General features: G+C 42.1%; 21 protein-coding genes, 1 pseudogene and 1 other annotated feature. Of the genes and pseudogenes, 1 reads left to right on the top strand and 21 read right to left on the bottom strand.

Going from position 1 to position 18,048, the window contains the following annotated elements; translation table 11 throughout:
* Positions 1 to 34: 34 nt before the first annotated feature.
* The 17 genes from B7695_RS09820 to B7695_RS09735 form a co-directional block, all read right to left on the bottom strand.
* The gene (locus B7695_RS09820) at positions 35 to 1,039 is read right to left on the bottom strand and encodes a PhoH family protein (protein WP_050252902.1); all 1,005 of its coding nucleotides are present in this window, start codon (positions 1,037 to 1,039) and stop codon (positions 35 to 37) included.
* A gap of 84 nt (positions 1,040 to 1,123) precedes the next feature.
* Entirely contained in the window at positions 1,124 to 1,339 is a 216-nt protein-coding gene (locus tag B7695_RS09815) for a YozE family protein (protein WP_001232084.1), read from the bottom strand.
* 8 nt (positions 1,340 to 1,347) lie between these two features.
* A complete protein-coding gene (cvfB, locus tag B7695_RS09810; RefSeq protein ID WP_084891434.1) occupies positions 1,348 to 2,202 on the bottom strand; it encodes an RNA-binding virulence regulatory protein CvfB in 855 nt (284 codons plus the stop codon).
* Positions 2,203 to 2,261: 59 nt separating this feature from the next.
* The gene (frr, locus tag B7695_RS09805; RefSeq protein WP_001262225.1) at positions 2,262 to 2,819 is read right to left on the bottom strand and encodes a ribosome recycling factor; all 558 of its coding nucleotides are present in this window, start codon (positions 2,817 to 2,819) and stop codon (positions 2,262 to 2,264) included.
* Between the two features lie 8 nt (positions 2,820 to 2,827).
* Positions 2,828 to 3,565, bottom strand: a complete 738-nt coding sequence (gene pyrH / locus B7695_RS09800; RefSeq protein WP_000002996.1) for a UMP kinase — start codon at positions 3,563 to 3,565, stop codon at positions 2,828 to 2,830.
* An 83-nt stretch (positions 3,566 to 3,648) separates the two neighbouring features.
* Positions 3,649 to 4,983, bottom strand: a complete 1,335-nt coding sequence (gene trmFO / locus B7695_RS09795; RefSeq protein ID WP_084891432.1) for a methylenetetrahydrofolate--tRNA-(uracil(54)-C(5))-methyltransferase (FADH(2)-oxidizing) TrmFO — start codon at positions 4,981 to 4,983, stop codon at positions 3,649 to 3,651.
* 587 nt (positions 4,984 to 5,570) lie between these two features.
* On the bottom strand, positions 5,571 to 6,440 hold the full coding sequence (rsmI, locus tag B7695_RS09790) for a 16S rRNA (cytidine(1402)-2'-O)-methyltransferase (RefSeq protein ID WP_084891431.1): 870 nt from the start codon (positions 6,438 to 6,440) through the stop codon (positions 5,571 to 5,573).
* 2 nt (positions 6,441 to 6,442) lie between these two features.
* On the bottom strand, positions 6,443 to 6,760 hold the full coding sequence (gene yabA / locus B7695_RS09785) for a DNA replication initiation control protein YabA (RefSeq protein ID WP_000358227.1): 318 nt from the start codon (positions 6,758 to 6,760) through the stop codon (positions 6,443 to 6,445).
* 39 nt (positions 6,761 to 6,799) lie between these two features.
* Complete coding sequence (locus B7695_RS09780) at positions 6,800 to 7,690, bottom strand: DNA polymerase III subunit delta' (RefSeq protein WP_084891429.1); 891 nt, start codon at positions 7,688 to 7,690, stop codon at positions 6,800 to 6,802.
* Positions 7,687 to 8,325, bottom strand: coding sequence for a dTMP kinase (gene tmk, locus B7695_RS09775; RefSeq protein ID WP_084891427.1), 639 nt, complete (start codon positions 8,323 to 8,325; stop codon positions 7,687 to 7,689). The genes B7695_RS09780 and tmk overlap by 4 nt, the downstream gene beginning before the upstream one ends.
* Before the next feature lie 228 nt (positions 8,326 to 8,553).
* Positions 8,554 to 9,351 carry a pyrroline-5-carboxylate reductase gene (gene proC / locus B7695_RS09765; RefSeq protein WP_084891425.1) on the bottom strand — a complete coding sequence of 266 codons (798 nt, stop codon included), beginning with the start codon at positions 9,349 to 9,351 and terminating at the stop codon, positions 8,554 to 8,556.
* A 3-nt stretch (positions 9,352 to 9,354) separates the two neighbouring features.
* Complete coding sequence (locus tag B7695_RS09760) at positions 9,355 to 10,617, bottom strand: glutamate-5-semialdehyde dehydrogenase (protein ID WP_084891423.1); 1,263 nt, start codon at positions 10,615 to 10,617, stop codon at positions 9,355 to 9,357.
* Between the two features lie 9 nt (positions 10,618 to 10,626).
* Entirely contained in the window at positions 10,627 to 11,736 is a 1,110-nt protein-coding gene (proB, locus tag B7695_RS09755) for a glutamate 5-kinase (RefSeq protein WP_239822282.1), read from the bottom strand.
* 100 nt (positions 11,737 to 11,836) lie between these two features.
* On the bottom strand, positions 11,837 to 13,732 hold the full coding sequence (locus B7695_RS09750) for an MBL fold metallo-hydrolase (protein ID WP_084891419.1): 1,896 nt from the start codon (positions 13,730 to 13,732) through the stop codon (positions 11,837 to 11,839).
* A gap of 2 nt (positions 13,733 to 13,734) precedes the next feature.
* Entirely contained in the window at positions 13,735 to 14,622 is an 888-nt protein-coding gene (locus B7695_RS09745; RefSeq protein WP_084891417.1) for an RluA family pseudouridine synthase, read from the bottom strand.
* On the bottom strand, positions 14,612 to 15,073 hold the full coding sequence (lspA, locus tag B7695_RS09740; RefSeq protein WP_084891415.1) for a signal peptidase II: 462 nt from the start codon (positions 15,071 to 15,073) through the stop codon (positions 14,612 to 14,614). Before lspA ends, B7695_RS09745 begins: the two co-directional genes overlap by 11 nt.
* Entirely contained in the window at positions 15,070 to 15,978 is a 909-nt protein-coding gene (locus B7695_RS09735) for a LysR family transcriptional regulator (RefSeq protein ID WP_084891413.1), read from the bottom strand. The genes lspA and B7695_RS09735 overlap by 4 nt, the downstream gene beginning before the upstream one ends.
* Here B7695_RS09735 and B7695_RS11565 point away from each other — a divergent pair.
* Positions 15,971 to 16,042, top strand: a pseudogene (locus tag B7695_RS11565) (AraC family transcriptional regulator); the annotation flags it as partial. The gene B7695_RS09735 and the pseudogene B7695_RS11565 sit on opposite strands and share 8 nt — an antisense overlap.
* Positions 16,043 to 16,158: 116 nt before the next feature.
* On the opposite strand, the gene rpmA reads toward B7695_RS11565, so the two are convergent.
* The 4 genes from rpmA to B7695_RS09715 all read right to left on the bottom strand — a co-directional run bounded on the left by rpmA (position 16,159) and on the right by B7695_RS09715 (position 18,018).
* Positions 16,159 to 16,452, bottom strand: coding sequence for a 50S ribosomal protein L27 (gene rpmA / locus B7695_RS09730; RefSeq protein WP_000916509.1), 294 nt, complete (start codon positions 16,450 to 16,452; stop codon positions 16,159 to 16,161).
* A gap of 16 nt (positions 16,453 to 16,468) precedes the next feature.
* On the bottom strand, positions 16,469 to 16,813 hold the full coding sequence (locus B7695_RS09725; protein ID WP_000613694.1) for a ribosomal-processing cysteine protease Prp: 345 nt from the start codon (positions 16,811 to 16,813) through the stop codon (positions 16,469 to 16,471).
* Between the two features lie 15 nt (positions 16,814 to 16,828).
* Positions 16,829 to 17,143, bottom strand: coding sequence for a 50S ribosomal protein L21 (gene rplU / locus B7695_RS09720; RefSeq protein ID WP_000109141.1), 315 nt, complete (start codon positions 17,141 to 17,143; stop codon positions 16,829 to 16,831).
* A gap of 36 nt (positions 17,144 to 17,179) precedes the next feature.
* Positions 17,180 to 17,267 (bottom strand) — a sequence feature (ribosomal protein L21 leader region).
* 58 nt (positions 17,268 to 17,325) lie between these two features.
* Complete coding sequence (locus B7695_RS09715; protein ID WP_192855779.1) at positions 17,326 to 18,018, bottom strand: YoaK family protein; 693 nt, start codon at positions 18,016 to 18,018, stop codon at positions 17,326 to 17,328.
* Positions 18,019 to 18,048: the final 30 nt, after the last annotated feature.

Here is an 18,048-nt window from a genome sequence, read left to right as displayed (position 1 = left end):
ACTTAGTATTGAGATAACTTTAAGTACAAAAGAACTATCCTTCAGATAGAGGTTGAGGATCTAATTCTTCACTCTCTTCTTTTTTAACTGGAGCTGGTTCATAAGCTCGGATAATCTGAGCGACAACTGGATGGCGAACCACATCCTTAGCTGAAAAATGAACAAAGTCGATTTGGTGAATGTTCTTGAGTTTCTCCTGGGCATCGATCAAACCTGACTTGACATTCCGTGGCAAGTCAATCTGACTGATATCTCCATTGACAATCATCTTAGAATTAAAGCCTAAACGAGTCAAGAACATCTTCATCTGCATGATGGTCGTATTTTGCGCCTCATCGAGAATGACAAAGGCATCATCCAAGGTCCGTCCACGCATGTAGGCAAGAGGTGCAATCTCGATAATTTCACGCTCCATGAGACGAGTTGTTTGGTCTTTGCCAAGAATCTGATACAAGGCATCATAAACAGGGCGAAGGTAAGGATCTACCTTCTCCTTAAGATCACCCGGAAGAAAACCTAGACTCTCTCCTGCTTCCACCGCTGGGCGTGTCAAGATAATCCGCTTAACCTGACCACGTTTAAGAGCTGTCACAGCCAAGGTCACTGCAAGGAAAGTCTTCCCTGTCCCTGCAGGTCCGATTCCAAAGGTCACATCATGCTGTTTGACACTATCCACATAAAGTTTTTGACCCAGTGTTTTGACACGGATAGGCTTCCCTGTATTGTCCTTGATAATTTCTTCTTCATAAAGGGCGACAAACTTGTCAATTTCATCGTTTTTGACCATGCTTATCGCAGTCACCACATCTGGCGTACCAACGGTCATCCCACGATTCACCAAGACCATGAGGGCTTGGATAACTTGACGGGCTTCCTCACAGGCAGTCTCTTCGCCCAAAACCTGCACAATCTCCGTACGAGCATGAATCACCACATCAAGCTCTTCTTCCATCAAACGAAGATGGCGTTCATTGGAACCAAAAAGATGAAACAGGTCGTCTGGATGACTCAGTTGAATGTCAATTGAATGTTCCTTCAAATAAAGAACCTCTCTAATCCTTTTATTTCTTTTTATTATAGCAAAGGGATGGAGAAATTACTAGCCCAAACCCAGTGAATCATGCTAGTGTTCTAAGTATTCTTGCCAGATAGCGTCAAAGTCTCCTAGGTTAAAAGAGAAACTGGCATGTTCCTCTAAAAAGCGACTCACCTCATCAAAATCATCTGTGTGTTTCGGAAATGCTGATTCTTCAAATGCTAGATCTGCCAAGATAGCCTTGGGACTATTGCTTTTAGGATTGCGCTCAGTCATGAGCCAAGTGTAAAATGATTTTCTCATATATCTCCCTAAATCAACTCTGTCCCAAACTGGTCCTGCTTGATTTTACCAGCCTTCATCAAGCCACCGAGCGCTTTCTTGAACTGACCTTTAGAAATGCCAAAAGTTGCTTTGATGTCATCTGGAGATGACTTATCATTTAAGGTCATGAAACCGCCATTGCTTTCCAAGTAAGTCAAAATCATCTGAGCATCATTTTCCAACATTTCAAAGGAACGTGGTTTGAGGGAGAGGTTCAAGGTACGGTCCACTTCACGGAAACCAATAACGCGCGCATCTAAGACTTGACCCAAACGTGGCTCTGCGTAGCGCTCACTTGGATGGATAAAGCCAAGCATGTTATTCTCTGGCAAGTAAACAAAAGTTCCTGACAGCTTGAGGCGGTAAACAATGGCTGGCCAATTTTGGTTCTGCATGTTGTTGTAGGCAGGACGAGCCAGACGTTGGAAATCTTCTTGATAAGCCAAGAGACCCCAGATACGGTCTTTCTTGTCCACTTCAAGACGGATGTAGAGTTGGTCGCCCTTCTTAGGCCAGAGTTCCTTGAGTTCAGGGAGAATATCAAGTGATACTACGACTTCCTTATCGGGCAGACCTGTATCCACAAAGACACCCAAGTCTTTACGAACTTCCGTTACAGTTCCCCAACCAAATTGATCCTGTGTGGCAGTCACTTCTAGAGTTGTCAAGCGGAGTTTTTGCTTCATATCTGTATAAGCAAAACCTTTGACCGTGTCACCTACTATATGCTGACCTTCTTCCTTGGCAAGTGCATAGGTCTGGCCATCCTTTTGCACAAAGTAAAAACGGTCATTTTCATCGATGATGAGTCCAACGATAAAACTTGCAAGATTTGTATTCATATTTCCTTCTTTCGAATAAAACTCAGCCAGCAATGCCAACTGAGTTTTTCTGTTTATTTTTAGACTTCCAAAAGTTCTTTTTCTTTATTAGCAGTCATGTCGTCGATGTGTTTCACAGCATCGTCTGTTACTTTTTGAATATCTTTTTCAAGAGTCTTCAATTCGTCTTCAGTGATTTCTTTTGCTTTTTCTTGTTTCTTAGCTTCATCCATAGCATCACGACGGATATTGCGGACAGCCACTTTAGCATTTTCACCGACCTTCTTCACTTCTTTAGCAAGGTCACGACGAGTTTCTTCTGTAAGAGCTGGGATAACCAAGCGGATTACAGAACCGTCGTTAGCTGGTGTGATACCAAGATCAGAAGCGTTCAAGGCACGCTCGATGTCTTTCAATGAAGACTTGTCAAATGGTGTTACCAACAAAACACGCGCTTCTGGAATCGTAATTGAAGCGATTTGGTTAAGAGGAGTTTCGACTCCATAGTATTCTACATGCACACGGTCAAGCAAGCTTGCATTGGCACGACCGGCACGGATACCACCAAATTCACGAGCAAGTGATTGGTGAGACTGGGTCATTCTCTCTTTAGCTTTTTCAATAATTGCGTTAGCCATATTCTTTCTTATTCCTTTTCTTCTATATTATTTGAAACTGTTGTTCCGATATTTTCACCAAATACGACACGTTTGATGTTGCCTGGTTGGTTCATATTGAAGACAACCAAGTCAATATCGTTATCCATTGAGAGGGTTGAAGCTGTTGAGTCCATGATCCGAAGACCTTTATTGATAACGTCACGGTGAGTCAATTCTTCAAACTTAACGGCTGTCTTGTCCTTCTTAGGATCGGCATTGTAAACACCGTCGACACCATTTTTAGCCATGAGGATAGCATCTGCTTCGATTTCCGCTGCACGAAGTGCTGCTGTTGTATCGGTTGAGAAGTATGGTGAACCAATTCCAGCACCAAAGATAACGATACGGCCTTTTTCAAGGTGACGAAGGGCACGTCCACGGACATAAGGCTCTGCCACTTGTTGCATAGCAATAGCTGTTTGCACACGTGTATCGACACCAACTTGTTGCAATGAATCTGCCATCACAAGAGCATTCATAACAGTCCCAAGCATTCCTGTGTAATCTGCCTGAACGCGGTCCATTCCTGCTTCGGCAGCAGGTTCTCCACGCCAGAGATTTCCTCCACCAATAACAAGGGCAATTTCGATACCTAAGCTATGAACTTCTTGAATCTCTTTTGCGATTGTTTGAACTGTTTGGATATCAATCCCTACGCCACGTTCACCGGCAAGGGCTTCACCTGATAACTTGATTAAAATACGTTTATACTTGGGATTCGCCATTTTCACTCTCCTTCTTTTATCCTACCTATTTTATCACAATTTCTAAGATTTTTATAGTATCATGAGCAATTCTTTCAAAAAAATTAGACTGTTAAAAATTCCTCTAAGTCAGAAAGAGCACGCTCTGCAATTTTTTCATAACGAGCCTTCTTATCACGGATACGTTCGCCTTCCAACTCCTTGATGATTCCAAAATTGACATTCATTGGTTGGAAATGTTTGCTATCTGCATGAGTGATGTAATGAGCTAGACTTCCAATCGCTGTTGTCTCTGGGAAAATAGCCTCGCTTTCTCCCTTGAAAAGACGAGCCGCGTTAATTCCCGCAACTAAGCCTGACGCTGCGGATTCAACATAGCCTTCCACACCAGTCATCTGACCAGCAAAGAAGAGATTTGGTTGTTTCTTAGAACGATAGGTTTGCTCCAGAAGATTTGGTGAATCCATATAAGAATTGCGGTGCATGACACCATAACGAACAAACTCCGCATTTTCAAGACCTGGAATCATTTGAAAGACTCGCTTTTGCTCCCCCCATTTGAGATGGGTTTGGAAACCGACGATATTGTAGAGACTACCAGCCGCATTGTCCTGACGAAGCTGAACCACCGCATAAGGTGTTTTGAATTCTCCATCACGAGGGCCTGTGTAGTCGTCTGGATACTCAAGACCGACTGGTTTCATCGGACCATAAAGCATAGTTTTAATGCCACGTTTGGCCATGACTTCGATTGGCATACAGCCTTCAAAGTACTTTTCTTTTTCAAAAGAATTAAGCGGTGCTTCTTCCGCATTGACTAAGGCTTCATGGAAATCCATAAACTCTTGTTTGGTCATAGGGGCATTTAGGTAGGCAGCTTCTCCCTTGTCATACCGAGACTTGAGATAGACCTTGCTCATATCGATGGTGTTGACGTCGATAATAGGCGCTGCCGCATCGTAGAAATAGAAACCATCGCCGTCATTAAGGGCATGAATCTTTTCAGCCAGGGCATCGCTAGTCAAGGGACCAGTCGCCACAACTGTAATAACATCTGTCGGCAATTCTGTAATTTCATCACGAACCACTTCAATCAAGGGGTGGTTGGCCACTTTTTCGGTCACCATTTGGGAGAAACCATCACGGTCCACCGCAAGGGCTCCTCCAGCGGGAACACGTGTTGCTTCAGCAGATTCCAAGATAATAGAACCCAAGCGACGCATTTCTTCCTTGAGGAGCCCAACAGCATTTGTCAAAGCATCCCCACGCAGGGAATTGGAACAAACCAACTCAGCAAAATTGTCTGTTTTGTGCTGAGGTGTAGGTTTTACACCACGCATTTCATAAAGTTTAACTGGAATACCACGCTCTGCAATTTGGTAGGCTGCTTCAGAACCTGCCAAACCAGCACCGATAACATTGATATAAGATTGAGACACGACACTAATACCTCTTTGGGAGTGTGAAGACAAGATTCACATTGAAAAAGTCCACAGGACTTACTTCGCTCTCGAATTTCTTGGCTCAGGCTGAAAAAGTCCACAGAACTTACTTCGCTTTCGAATTTCTTGGCTCAGGCTGAAAAAGTCCACAGGACTTACTTCGCTTTCGAGTTTCTTGGCTCAGGCTGAAAAAGTCCACAGGACTTACTTCGCTTTCGAGTTTCTTGGCTCAGGCTGAAAAAGTCCACAGGACTTACTTCGCTTTCGAGTTTCTTGGCTCAGGCTGAAAAAGTCCACAGAACTTACTTCGCTTTCGAATTTCTTGGCTCAGGCTGAAAAAGTCCACAGGACTTACTTCGCTTTCGAGTTTCTTGGCTCAGGCTGAAAAAGTCCACAGGACTTACTTCGCTTTCGAGTTTCTTGGCTCAGGCTGAAAAAGTCCACAGGACTTACTTCGCTTTCGAGTTTCTTGGCTCAGGCTGAAAAAGTCCACAGGACTTTTTCACTCCCACAAATCTTTCTATTTTTTCTTCTACTAGTATAACAAAAAAAGGGAAGAAGGCAAACTTCCCTGTTTAGTCGTTTTATTGCTTTTCTTCCCAATCGTGGTAGGCAGCATAGAGCTGGCTTTTATTCCACTGGTAAAACTTAGCAACTTCCTTAATAGCTTGATTTTTCTTCATGCCTTGCTGGATACGAGCTTGGATTTCTAAGAACAAATCTTCCTCGTCCTTTTCCTCCACATCTTGGCTGGCACCTTCAACAATCAGAAGGCATTCTCCCTTGAGTGGTGTTTCAGATATGTTTTCAAGTAGTTCTGAAATCCTGCCTCGTTGGTATTCTTCATAAATTTTGGTCAATTCCCTGACCAAGACGACCGAGCGATCACCGTAGACTTCTAGCATATTTTCCAATGTATCTGCTACACGATGGGGCGATTCGTAGAAAATCTGAGTTTCTGGATAGTCTTTTTTCGAGTCGAAAAATTGCTTTTGCTGGCCTGATTTTCTCGGTAAAAAGCCGTAAAAGATATGTGGCTGTGGCGCTAAACCACTGGCAATCAAGGCAGAAATTCCTGCAGAGGCACCTGGAACAGTGACAACAGCAATTTCTTCCCCAATGGCTGCCTTAACCAAATCATGACCAGGGTCTGAGATACTAGGCAGACCCGCGTCGGATACCTGAGCAATACTTTGCCCTGCTTTCAAGAAACCAATCAAATCAGGAATCTTTTCCTTGGCATTGTGCTCATGAAAACTAATCTGCTTGGTAGAAATGTCAAAATGCTTGAGCAGAAGCCCTGTATTGCGCGTGTCCTCAGCCGCAATCCAGTTCACCTCTTTCAAGGTCTGAATAGCTCGAAAGGTCATATCATCTAAATTGCCAATCGGCGTTGCCACTAGGTACAGCTTGCCGTAGGGAGACTGCCCCTTAAAACTTTTTTGAATCTGCATGCCTACTCCCTGTATAACAACTCGTCACAGAACATACATTCCTCATCCTGCTCTCGACGTTGTCCATAAAAATCATTACATACGTGAAAACCATCTTTATAAATTCGACGGACACTTTCACGAACATGCTTAGCCTTGACAGGAGCGTCTGCTTCCACCTCACCTAAGCGTTCGCGCAACTTACTATTTTCCAAGCGAAGAGCTGTATTTTCCTCTACCAGGCTCTTGAGATTTTTCTTGATGGCTTCCACATCGGCCAAGGTTACCAATAACTGTTGGGAAAAATCATCCAGCGCGTCAAATAATTCTTTTTTATCCATAAAACAGCCCTTTCCTTTCTTTATCATTCATTTTTGAGTTTATATTTCTTTCAAGATCAGATATTCCATGGCATTTTGAAAGCTGACATTAGCCTGCCACATTTTTCTAGCTTCTAGCAAATCTTGTAGAATCACCCTTACTCTTGCTTGTAGGATATCTTGTCCACAGAGAACTTCAAAAATCCGTAAAACCTGATCTTGTTTTTCCTTGTCATCTGCCAAGCTAGCTAGTTTGGCAACTTGCAGATAACTTTCTTTTTTCTTAGCCACTAACCAAGTCAGCAGGCGTTCACTTTCATCGACCAAGGTCCAAAAACCTGCCTGATTAGCCAACTTTTCTGCTTCAGCTCGCGATTGACTAAACTGAGCTAGGAGAGTCGCTTTTTTCTTAACCAGTCCCATTTGTTCTAAGAGCAAGATGAGCTTCTCTTCTTGTTTTTTAAAGTGGAAAATCTGCGTCCGACTGCGGATGGTTGGTAAGATCTTTTCCTCATCGCTGGTCAAGAAGAAAATATAAACCTCACTCTGGGGTTCTTCGATGACCTTGAGCAGAGAATTGGCTGCATTAGGATGCATTTTCTCAGCTTGCTCGATAATAAAGACCTGCTGCTGGCTTTCAATCCCTGCTTGGGAAAATTGTCCCACCAATTCCCGAATGCGTTCTGTCTTAATAACCTGATTGACTGGCTTAATCAAGGTGACATCGGGAAATTCTCCCTGTTCAATCAGCTTACAATTTCGGCATTTCTCACATGGCAACACACCTACTTTATCCGTACAAAAGAGGCTCTTAGCTAAAAATTGCGCCATTTCCAAGCTTCCAAAGAAACCTGAAAAGAGATAGGCATGATTGAGCTGGTCTTGTTCTAGGATACGGACAAAGCGGTCAAACTGATCTGGCTGCCAGACCTTTAGTTGATCTTGTTTCATTTAGCTAATCCCATTCTATCAAATAAGACAGCCTTGGTCGTTTCCACAACTTGGTCCAAAGGAAGACTCGCATCAATCTTGACAATGCGATTTCCTTCTTTTTCCAGGAGAGAAAGATAGCCTTTACGAACTTTTTTATGCAAGTCCAAACCTTCCAAATCCAAACGATTGACCTCGCGGTCACTATTAGCAGCAATACGAGCCAGCCCTTCTTCCACCTCGATGTCAAAATAGAGTGTCAAATCGGGTTTAAGGTCATCTGTCGCAAACTGATTGAGCCAATTAATGGCACCAATGTCCAAACCACGGCCAAATCCCTGATAAGCAAGAGAACTATCGATGAAGCGGTCCATAATGACCAACTTGCCAGCTTCAAGGGCAGGGAGAACTTTTTCCACCAAGTGCTGTCTGCGACTGGCGATATAGAGAAGGAGTTCTGTTTTAGCATCCATCTGAGTATGACTTGGGTCCAAAATCACTTCCCGAATCTTCTCCCCAATCAAGACTCCACCAGGTTCACGAGTCGTCAGCACCTCTACCCCTTTTTCCTCTAGAATTGGGAGCAGAGCCTCTAAAACACTGGTCTTTCCTGCTCCCTCTGGTCCCTCAAGAGAGACTAAAAATCCTTTTGACATGTCTAACTCATTTCTTTTTTACTACTTCTATTCTATCAAAAAAATAGGAGTTTGTGACAATCTTTTTGTCTTCTCATTTCATACTCAATGAAAATCAAAGAGCAAACTAGGAAGCTAGCCGCAAGTTGCTCAAAACACTGTTTTGAGGTTGCAGATGGAAGCTGACGCAGTTTGAAGAGATTTTCGAAGAGTATCAACCACCATAAAAGAGGCAGATAAAACTACCTCTTATTTACCTAATTCTTGTGTTCGTTTGTAGGCTTGATGAACTGCATCCATGACTGTTCCTCGAAAAGCATGCGCTTCTAGACTCGCTACACCAGCGATAGTCGAACCTCCAGGGCTACAAACTTGGTCTTTCAATACTCCAGGATGATCTTGGCTTTCTAAGACCAATTGACCAGCTCCTACCACAGTTTGAGCCGCCATTTTCAATGCTGTCTCTCGTGGCAATCCCGTCTGAACACCTGCATCTGCCAAGGCCTCAATAAAGAGATAGACAAAGGCTGGTCCACAGCCTGCAAGACCTGTCGCTGCGTCGATTAAGCCTTCTCCTAGTTCAACCAAGAGACCAGCCTTGGCTAAAAGCTGACAAAATAGCTCACTGTCCTCAGCCCTGCAATTAGAAGACAAGGCATAACTAATCACTCCTTGCCCGATAGAGGCAGGGGTATTTGGCATCATACGAATAATTCGGTGCTGACTTGGCAGAAAACTAGCCAGTTTTTCCAAGGTCAATCCAGCTGCCATGGAAATCAAAAGAAGGCTTTCTCTTTTTTCAAGGATAGTCTGATATTGAGAAAGCAAGTCTGAAAACTGTGCAGGCTTCACTCCTAGAAAAATCACATCTGCTTCTGCGAATACTTCTTCATTGCTTGAAGCCTGACCACCAAATTCTGCAATGAAAGCATCTACCTTGGCTTGACTACGATTGGCAAGGAGAAGGTCATCACCCGTCTTAGCCTGAAAAACAGACTTAGCCAAACTAGCCCCCATATTCCCCAAACCGATAAATCCGATCTTCATCTCTTACTCCCTTATCTGCCCATCACCAGTAACCACATACTTGTAGCTGGTCAATTCCTTCAAGCCCATTGGACCACGCGCATGCAATTTCTGAGTAGAAATCCCCATTTCACATCCCAGACCAAATTGACCTCCATCGGTGAAACGCGTTGAAGCATTGACATAAACTGCTGCCGAGTCCACTTGGTCTGTAAAGTAAGCAGCAGCTTCAGCACTTTCCGTCACAATAGCATCCGAATGATGGGTACTATGGGTTTCAATATGCTCAACCGCTTCTTCTAAACTGCTAACGACCTTAACCGCTAGGATATAGTCTAAAAACTCGGTGTCAAAGTCTTGGATCTCTGCTGCTTGTCCAGAAATATATCGACTAGCTTTTTCATCTAAACGAAATTGAATCGGTTCAAGTCCAGCTTCTTTTCGATCGACAACTAGCACTTGCTCCAAACGAGGAAGGAAGCTTGCTGCCTTGTCTTCATGAACAAGCAGAACCTCCATGGCATTACAAACAGAAGGACGACTGGTTTTAGCATTGTTGATAATAGAGAGAGCCTTATCTTCATCTGCGTCCTTATCGACATAAACATGAACAATCCCAGTTCCTGTCTCGATAACAGGCACGATAGCATTCTCAACCACTGCATTGATCAAACCAGCCCCCCCACGAGGAATGAGAAGGTCTAGATATCCCTTGGCCTTCATCATAGCATAGCTACTTTCACGGCTAGTATCTTCCACTAGTTGAATCACATCTGGATGAATGGTCGTTGTCTCCAATCCCTTCTTCAAGGCTGTGACAATGGCATGGGCTGTTTGATAGGCATCCTTACCACTACGAAGAACAACTGCATTTCCACTTTTAAGAGCCAAAGCAGCCGCATCAGACGTCACATTTGGACGACTTTCATAGATAATACCGATAACACCCATAGCCACACGTTTCTTTGTGATAACCAAACCATTTTCAAGCTGACTTGTTTCTAAAACTTCACCGATTGGATCTGGTAAAGCAACCACTTCATGAATCCCAATTGCCATCGCTTCTATACGTCCTGCATCCAAATAAAGACGATCCAACATAACATCCGAGATTTTCCCCTTGGCCGCTTCCATATCGAGGGCATTTGCCGTTAAAATCTCCTCAGTAGCTGCTAATAAGTAATCAGCCATGGCTAGCAAGGCTTGGTTTTTCACTGCTTCACTAGCAGTGTTGATCGATTTTTTAACAGACTGTACCTGTTCAAATTGTTCTTGTGTACTTACCATAGTTTACCTCTAAAATTCTGTAAAGAGTAGTTGGATTTCAGGAGTAATGGAAATCCAGTCATCACGGTGAATCAAGACACCCTTGGCTTTTTGAGAACGCAACATATCCTCCAGAGCAGATGCTCCAAATTGTACGCGTCCTTTTCCAAGTGATTTCCCACTTTCCTTGTCAAATACTGTCACAATATCACCGTAAGAAAAGGCGCCTTCTGCTTCAACAACACCAGATAAAAGGAGACTCTTGCCATGTTGAGAGAGAGCTTCTGCAGCCCCTTTATCAACCCAAATAGAACCTTGTCTCTGAGCATAAAAGGCCAGCCATTGTTTCTGGGTACGAAGTCCCTTCTCTTGAGCAACAAAGTAGGAACCATCATTGGTCTCCTCCGCTGCCTCAATTATAGCATCTGACTTCAAGGATGAGCAGATATAAACAGGAACTCCTGATTCTGTCGCAATAGTTGCAGCTTTGATTTTGGTTAGCATGCCTCCAGTCCCATTTGACGAGCCAGCTCCACCAGCCATATCAATAATCTCACGATTGATAGTCTCGATTTTCTCCAAACGTTTGGCAGTTGGGTCTGAATTAGGATTTCCAGTATAAAGACCGTCCACATCTGTCAAGAGGACCAAAAGATCTGCTTGTACCATGGCCGCTACCTGTGCACTCAGAGTATCATTGTCGCCAACCTTGAGCTCATCAATAACAACACTGTCATTCTCATTGATGATAGGAATTGCCCCACGGCTAAGTAGAACTGACAAAGCCTGATGGGCATTTTTATAACGGCGCTTATCCACAAAATCATCCTGAGTCAGCAAGATTTGTGCAGAAACGATTTGGCGCAAGAGAAGATTGGTCGTGTATTCTTCCAACAAAAGCCCTTGCCCTACCGCTGCTGAAGCCTGTTTATCAGCAATCTTAGTCGGACGCTTTTTAAATCCTAAGGCTCCAAAACCAGCAGCAATGGCACCTGACGACACCAAAATCAATTCATGACCAGCCTCGTGCAGCATAGCCAACTGCTGGGTAATAGCCTTTACCTTACTACGTGATAAACTTCCATCCTCATTTGTCAGAGAGGAAGTCCCCACCTTAAAGACAATCCGTTTGTATTTCATAGTCTCACTCCGATTCTTCATATTTATCCATTATAACATGAATGGCAGGAAATAGAAAAGAGTTGATAGGAAAAAGAAGGCCCTAAAACCTTCTTTTTTACTACTGTTCTGATTCCGATTTGTTTGCTCTCGTTTCAGAGCTTTGTGAAGTTGAAGAAGTCAAATCTTGACTAGTTGAAGAACTTGTAATACTTTCGTGTTGACTCGTTTCTTTATTTTCAAGATCCTTTTTCACTACTTCACTAGATTCTTTAATTTCTGAATTACTTGTGACTTTAGTTGTAACAGATTTCTCTACCGGAACATCCACTAACCAGACACCACTTGAATCAACAGTATAGCCTTCTGGTGTCTTACCATTCACAAGTAATTGACCATTTTCTTTCAAGAAGTACCATTTATCCTTGTCTTTAATCCAACCAACAGCTCGCGAACCATCTTCCTTGTAGAAATACCAATCATTTGCCTTTTTAAGCCAGCCTTGCTTCATAGCTCCTGATTCTTCTAGATAGTAATGATGACCAGAAACTTCTATCTCGCCTGTCTTCATGATACCAGTAGAATCCATATAGTACCAGGTTTCTTTATCTTTTACCCAGCCCGTTTTCATTTCCCCTGATTGGGCAAAGTAATACCATTGCCCCTTATATTGAAGCCAACCTGTCTTCATAGAGCCATCAACATCCAAATAATACCACTGTTCTTTATCTTGAATCCAACCAATTTCCATCTGGTTTTCTTTGTTGAAATAATACCAGATTCCAGCGATTTTCTTCCAATTTTTAGCAGCAGCACCAGAGTCTGTCAAATAGAACCAACGATTGTTCCATTTTTTCCATTGATTATATAGCAGGATTCCCCTCTGATTAAAATAGTACCATTCACCTTCAATTTCATTCCAACCGACAGCATACTCTCCTGTAGAATCAGGCGCTTGATACCACCAGTTTCCATAAGCACTTTTATGCCAACCAGCTTGAAAACTTGGAATCGGCTTGTAGGATGTTGAAATATTGACAAAACCGTCTTTTCGAATATCAAAAACTGTCGCATCATAGTCTTTGCTGGCTGCGTTTATATGTTGAATTCCCATTGATTCAAGCCAGCTAATATATTCCCTATTTATTTCTTCACCGCTATCATACGAACCAATTGGTGAGGAAGAAGTTTGAACAATTATCTCAGGAGACAAATTTCTTATAAAATTTTTTGTATTAGAATTTTTTGTATCTAAATGATGATTAAACTTCATCAAATCAACTTTTCCAATGAGAGAACCGTACTTGTCTTCTGCTCCATGAACATTATCTAAGTCGCCCCCAAGATAAATTTTCTTGCCATTGACTTTTACTACACTAATCAAGGAATTGGAATTATCATCCCAAACAGGTTTAAGATTTCCATTCTCATCATATTCATTTTCATAATTATAGAGCTGAATATCCATGTCCCCAAACTGAAAATGAGCATCTCCTTGTGTGATGTTTTGAATCACTGAAACACCTTTTTCTGCGGCAGTCTGTAAAACCTTATCATAGCCATACAGATTATCCCAAAGACGTTTAGGCTTAGTAATACGATTATCACTATATTTCTTAAGATAGACTCGGTCAACTGGATAGGTAGACAGTAATTCATCAACATTTCCAATATGGTCACTGTGGGTATGTGTTACCAAAATAAAATCAAGCTTTGGGACACCCAATTCCTTCAAACGACGAAAGACACGATCTGTTAGAACATGCTTATAAGTGGTATTGATACCCTGTCTCCATGGATAACGAGAATCACTGCCGTCTGGGAAATCATAATCCTCTCCTGTATCCACCATGGCAAAATGTCCATTGCTTTCAAGAATAATCGCATCACTGCCACCTTCATGAACATTTATAAAGTGAATTTTATTTCCTGAACTTTCTTGAGCTTGAACATTTCCATACCATGACAAGCCTAAAAAAGCGCCCACAAGTGCTAAACTAGTTAATTTCTTTTTCATTCTTACTTCCTCAGTCTCTCTAATGTTTCCTTAAATATCTCTGGGATATCTGCTGTAAATTCCAAAATCTCACCTGTTCTCGGATGAGTAAAACCTAAAGTCTTGGCATGAAGAAATTGCCCATGCCCTTTCAGAGTCTTACGTGGACCATAGACCTCATCACCAGCAACTGGATGGCCAATATAAGCCATGTGAACACGGATTTGATGAGTACGCCCTGTCTCCAGTTGCAACTCTACTAAGCTATAATCACCAAAGCGTTCTAAAACGTGGAAACGAGTCACTGCAGGCTTCCCTTTAGCAGTCACAGCCTGTTTCTTACGATCTTTTTCACTACGACCAATCGGAGCTTCAATCACACCACGATCATTGGGCAGATTTCCATGAACAATCGCCCAATATTTACGGAGAGACTTTTTATCCTTGAGTTCTTGGGCAAGTGCTAGATGCGCCTCATCGTTTTTAGCAATCATGAGCAGACCTGACGTATCCTTATCAATACGGTGAACAATTCCTGGACGCAGAACCCCATTGATACCAGACAAGTCCTTAATATGATACATAAGAGCATTTACTAGGGTTCCACTAGTATGACCAGCACTCGGATGCACAACCATGCCCTGAGGTTTGTTAACGACAGCCACATCCTCATCTTGGTAGACTATTTCTAGCGGAATATCCTCAGCCACATACTCTAAGACCTCTGGCTCTGGCACATGATAAGTGACGACATCACCCTCTTGGACTGTGTATTTAGCTTTCTTGACTTGACCATTGACCAAGACCTGACCTGATTTGATCTGTTCATTCGCTAGACTGCGTGATAATTCTGTCAAATCGGACAAAGCCTTATCTAGACGCAGGCCACCAGTTTCAATTTTAATTTCCATTTATTTCCTCTTTTAGCATTGCAATCAATAAAATAATCACTCCAACCGTCAGATAGCTATCCGCTACATTGAAAATTGCAAAATTAATAAAGTCTAAGTGAAACATATCCACAACAAAGCCCTGACTGACCCTGTCAATAAAGTTTCCAAGACCACCTGCAATAATCAAGGTCAAACCCAAGACCATCCAGAATGAGTCCTCCATGTGTTTATGTAGATACCAAATGGCACCTACCACGACAACCAGGGTAATGACAGCGAATAAGAACTGCTGATCTTGTAACATCGAAAAGGCTGCCCCTCGATTTTGCAGGTAGGTCAAGCTAACGAAATTGGGAATCCAAGAGCGCACTTCACCCAGTGGAATCTGCTGGACGATATAGGATTTTACCAACTGATCCAGCCCAATCAAAAGCAGTACAATGACTGCCACTATTCCTCTTTTTTTCATGATTTCCTCTTCTGATTAAAATATTCTTGCATGACTTCTACGAAAAGATTCCCAGCTTGACTAAGCTCCACTTCCTCACGTTTAACATAGACCATGCGATTATCTAGTTCATCCTTGAGACGAATAACTGTAATGCCATTAACACTATCACTATCTAAAAATCCAGAACCAGTCGCATAAGCATCCGTCCGCTCCAAAATACCATTCAAGGTAGCACGGTCTGTCACATTAAACATCTGTGAGCTCGCACTGGTATCAACAAAATTCTCTGAATAATAAAGATACTCATCTTTTTCTTGAGTGAAACGAACCGTTGGTAGGTCCGCTAAATCCTCCATGACCAATTCCTCTTTCTGGGCTAAAGGATGCCCCTCACGGAGATAAATATGGGTATGGAAGGGAATCAATTCAATGACCTCAAGGCCTAGCTTTTCAACCCGTTGCATGATCCCCTTTTTATTTTGATTGTTAAGGTAGATAATCCCAATCTCACTATGCCCTTGCGCCACTTCATCTAAAATTTGAACAGTAGTTGATTCAAAAATACGGAAGTTCTTATAGTCAGGATAGCGCTCTGAAAAGGCCGTAATGGTTGGTGGCAAGAAGTCATAGTGCTGACTGGCAATGGAAAATTCATCCTTTTCTTCCTCAGGATTTGCATACTGATTTTGAAAAATATCAAATCCTTTAACCAATTCTTGCGCTTTTTCATAGAATTCCATACCACGACGAGTCAAGAAAGTCCCTGAGCTGGTCCGACGGAAAATCTTAAAGCCCAACTCTTTTTCCAAATCACGAACAGAAATGGACAGACTCGGCTGACTAACATACATCTTTTCAGCAGCTTCACGGAAAGTACCGCTATTGGCAATGGCAACAACATAGCGTAATTGTTGAATGTTCATCTTCTACCCCCAACTTCTCTATCTTTTCATTATACCATATTTTAGAAGTTTTCCATCGAAGAAAAATAATGTCACTCATAAAACTCAGCTACACTAAGAACGAAAAAATCATGGGTACCAAAACAAAAAAACAGGCTCTCCGAAAACTCGGAAAGCCTTATTTCAAGCCGTTTTTAGGCATTATTTTGCGATTGGGTAAACAGAAACTTGTTTTTTATCGCGTCCTTTACGTTCAAAGCGTACTACGCCTTCAACTTTAGCGAACAAAGTATCGTCTCCACCACGTCCAACGTTCACACCTGGATAGATGTGTGTACCACGTTGACGGTAAAGGATAGATCCACCTGTTACAGTTTGTCCATCAGCTGCTTTAGCTCCAAGACGTTTTGCTTGTGAATCACGTCCGTTTGATGTAGAACCTCCACCTTTTTTGTGGGCGAAAAGTTGCAAGTTGTTAAGAGTCATTTTTAACATAATGTTTTCCTCCGTGTTAGTTTTCTGTGATAACTCTGGTTTGGACGAACTCAGAAGAGTTCTCCGATAAGTTTGCCATACCTAAGAAAAATGATTCAAAGAATAACTGGGTCATTTCTCTCTGGTGTGAAGGAAGATCTTTTGGTATTTCAACCATCAGATAGCCACCTTCATCTTCGTTTAATTCTAGGATTGGTTCATAGCCTGCAAATTTTTCAATAGAATTGATAAAGTTAATGGCAAGCGTAGAAACCGATGCACACACGACATCAAAGCCGTATTCGCCACTCTCGGCGTGTCCAGTAATTTCCGCACTCCTCAGCTCGCCATCTTCGGCTCTCTCAAAGACTGCTTGTATCATGTGTTCTCCTTAAAATTAAGCGTTGATTGCGTTGATGACAACTTTTGTATATGGTTGACGGTGACCTTGTTTACGGTGACTACCTTTTTTAGGTTTGTACTTGTAAGTAACAACTTTCTTTTGTTTTCCTTGTTTTTCAACAGTTCCAACTACAGTAGCTCCAGCAACAAGTGGAGTTCCGACAACAGTGTTTTCACCACCAACAAGAACAACTTCGTTAAAAGTAACTTCTTGACCAGCTTCAACGTTCAATTTTTCAACGTAAACTGCTTGACCAACTTCAACTTTAACTTGTTTTCCGCCAGTTTTGATAATTGCGTATGTGCTCATTATGCACCTCCTATGATTTTTATGGGTTTCCCCGATTTTTTTGTGAAGACTCGCCTAGCATCGTGGGACAAACCACTTAAACTTGAATAATCAAGCAACGATGTTCGTGCGGTTGCACAGGATCGTGCATAGTCAACTCTTCAAGTATAGCATATCTCCTATTTTCTTACAAGTAATAACACCTAAAATGAAGCTTTTTCTTTTACTTTTTTCCGCCACGAGGCAAAAAGCATGCTAATGTAAAAAATACTCATCATAATAGGAACACCAAGAATGGTCTTTTCATGATAGAAAATCGTCAAATAAGCCGAAAAGACAACACCAAGGACAAAACTACTAAGCAGGCTTACAAAGATAATCCCTTCACGTAAAAAAGGAGTGTGCTTGGTTCGGAAATAATCTCCAAAAGCTAGCATTGTTCGTTTGATATTCCCTGTCATAAAGGCATTATTGTAGGCAATACCCGAAACCTCACCAAAAGCAGTTGTCACCAAGCCCATACAAAAGGCTAATGGCGGTACTAGATAGATATTATCTACAGTTTGCGGCACAAAACCAATAATGATTGATAAGATTGCCAAAGGAATCAGTGACAGAATTGGCTTTTTCACAATTCTCAATTTTTCCTTATAAACAGTTAATAAAAAGACCCCCATCATAAAAGCTAGCAAGGTGAGAACCTTGTCCCTAACATCTGAAACATTATTTTGAATTAATTCTACTGAAAGAAAAACGACATTCCCAGTTTGTCCAGCTACAAGAGTGTTCCCTCGCACAATAAACGTATAGGCATCTACATAACCTGCACAAAAAGTCAAAAAAAGCGCTAGCCTCTTAGACTGACGTGATATTTTTCTTATAGGTAATAACCTCATTTTCCCTCCTATTTCATTTACTCATCTCAT

This window comes from Streptococcus mitis (genome assembly GCF_002096845.1).
Classification (GTDB): domain Bacteria; phylum Bacillota; class Bacilli; order Lactobacillales; family Streptococcaceae; genus Streptococcus; species Streptococcus mitis_A.
This window is presented reverse-complemented; position numbering and strand designations above follow the sequence as displayed.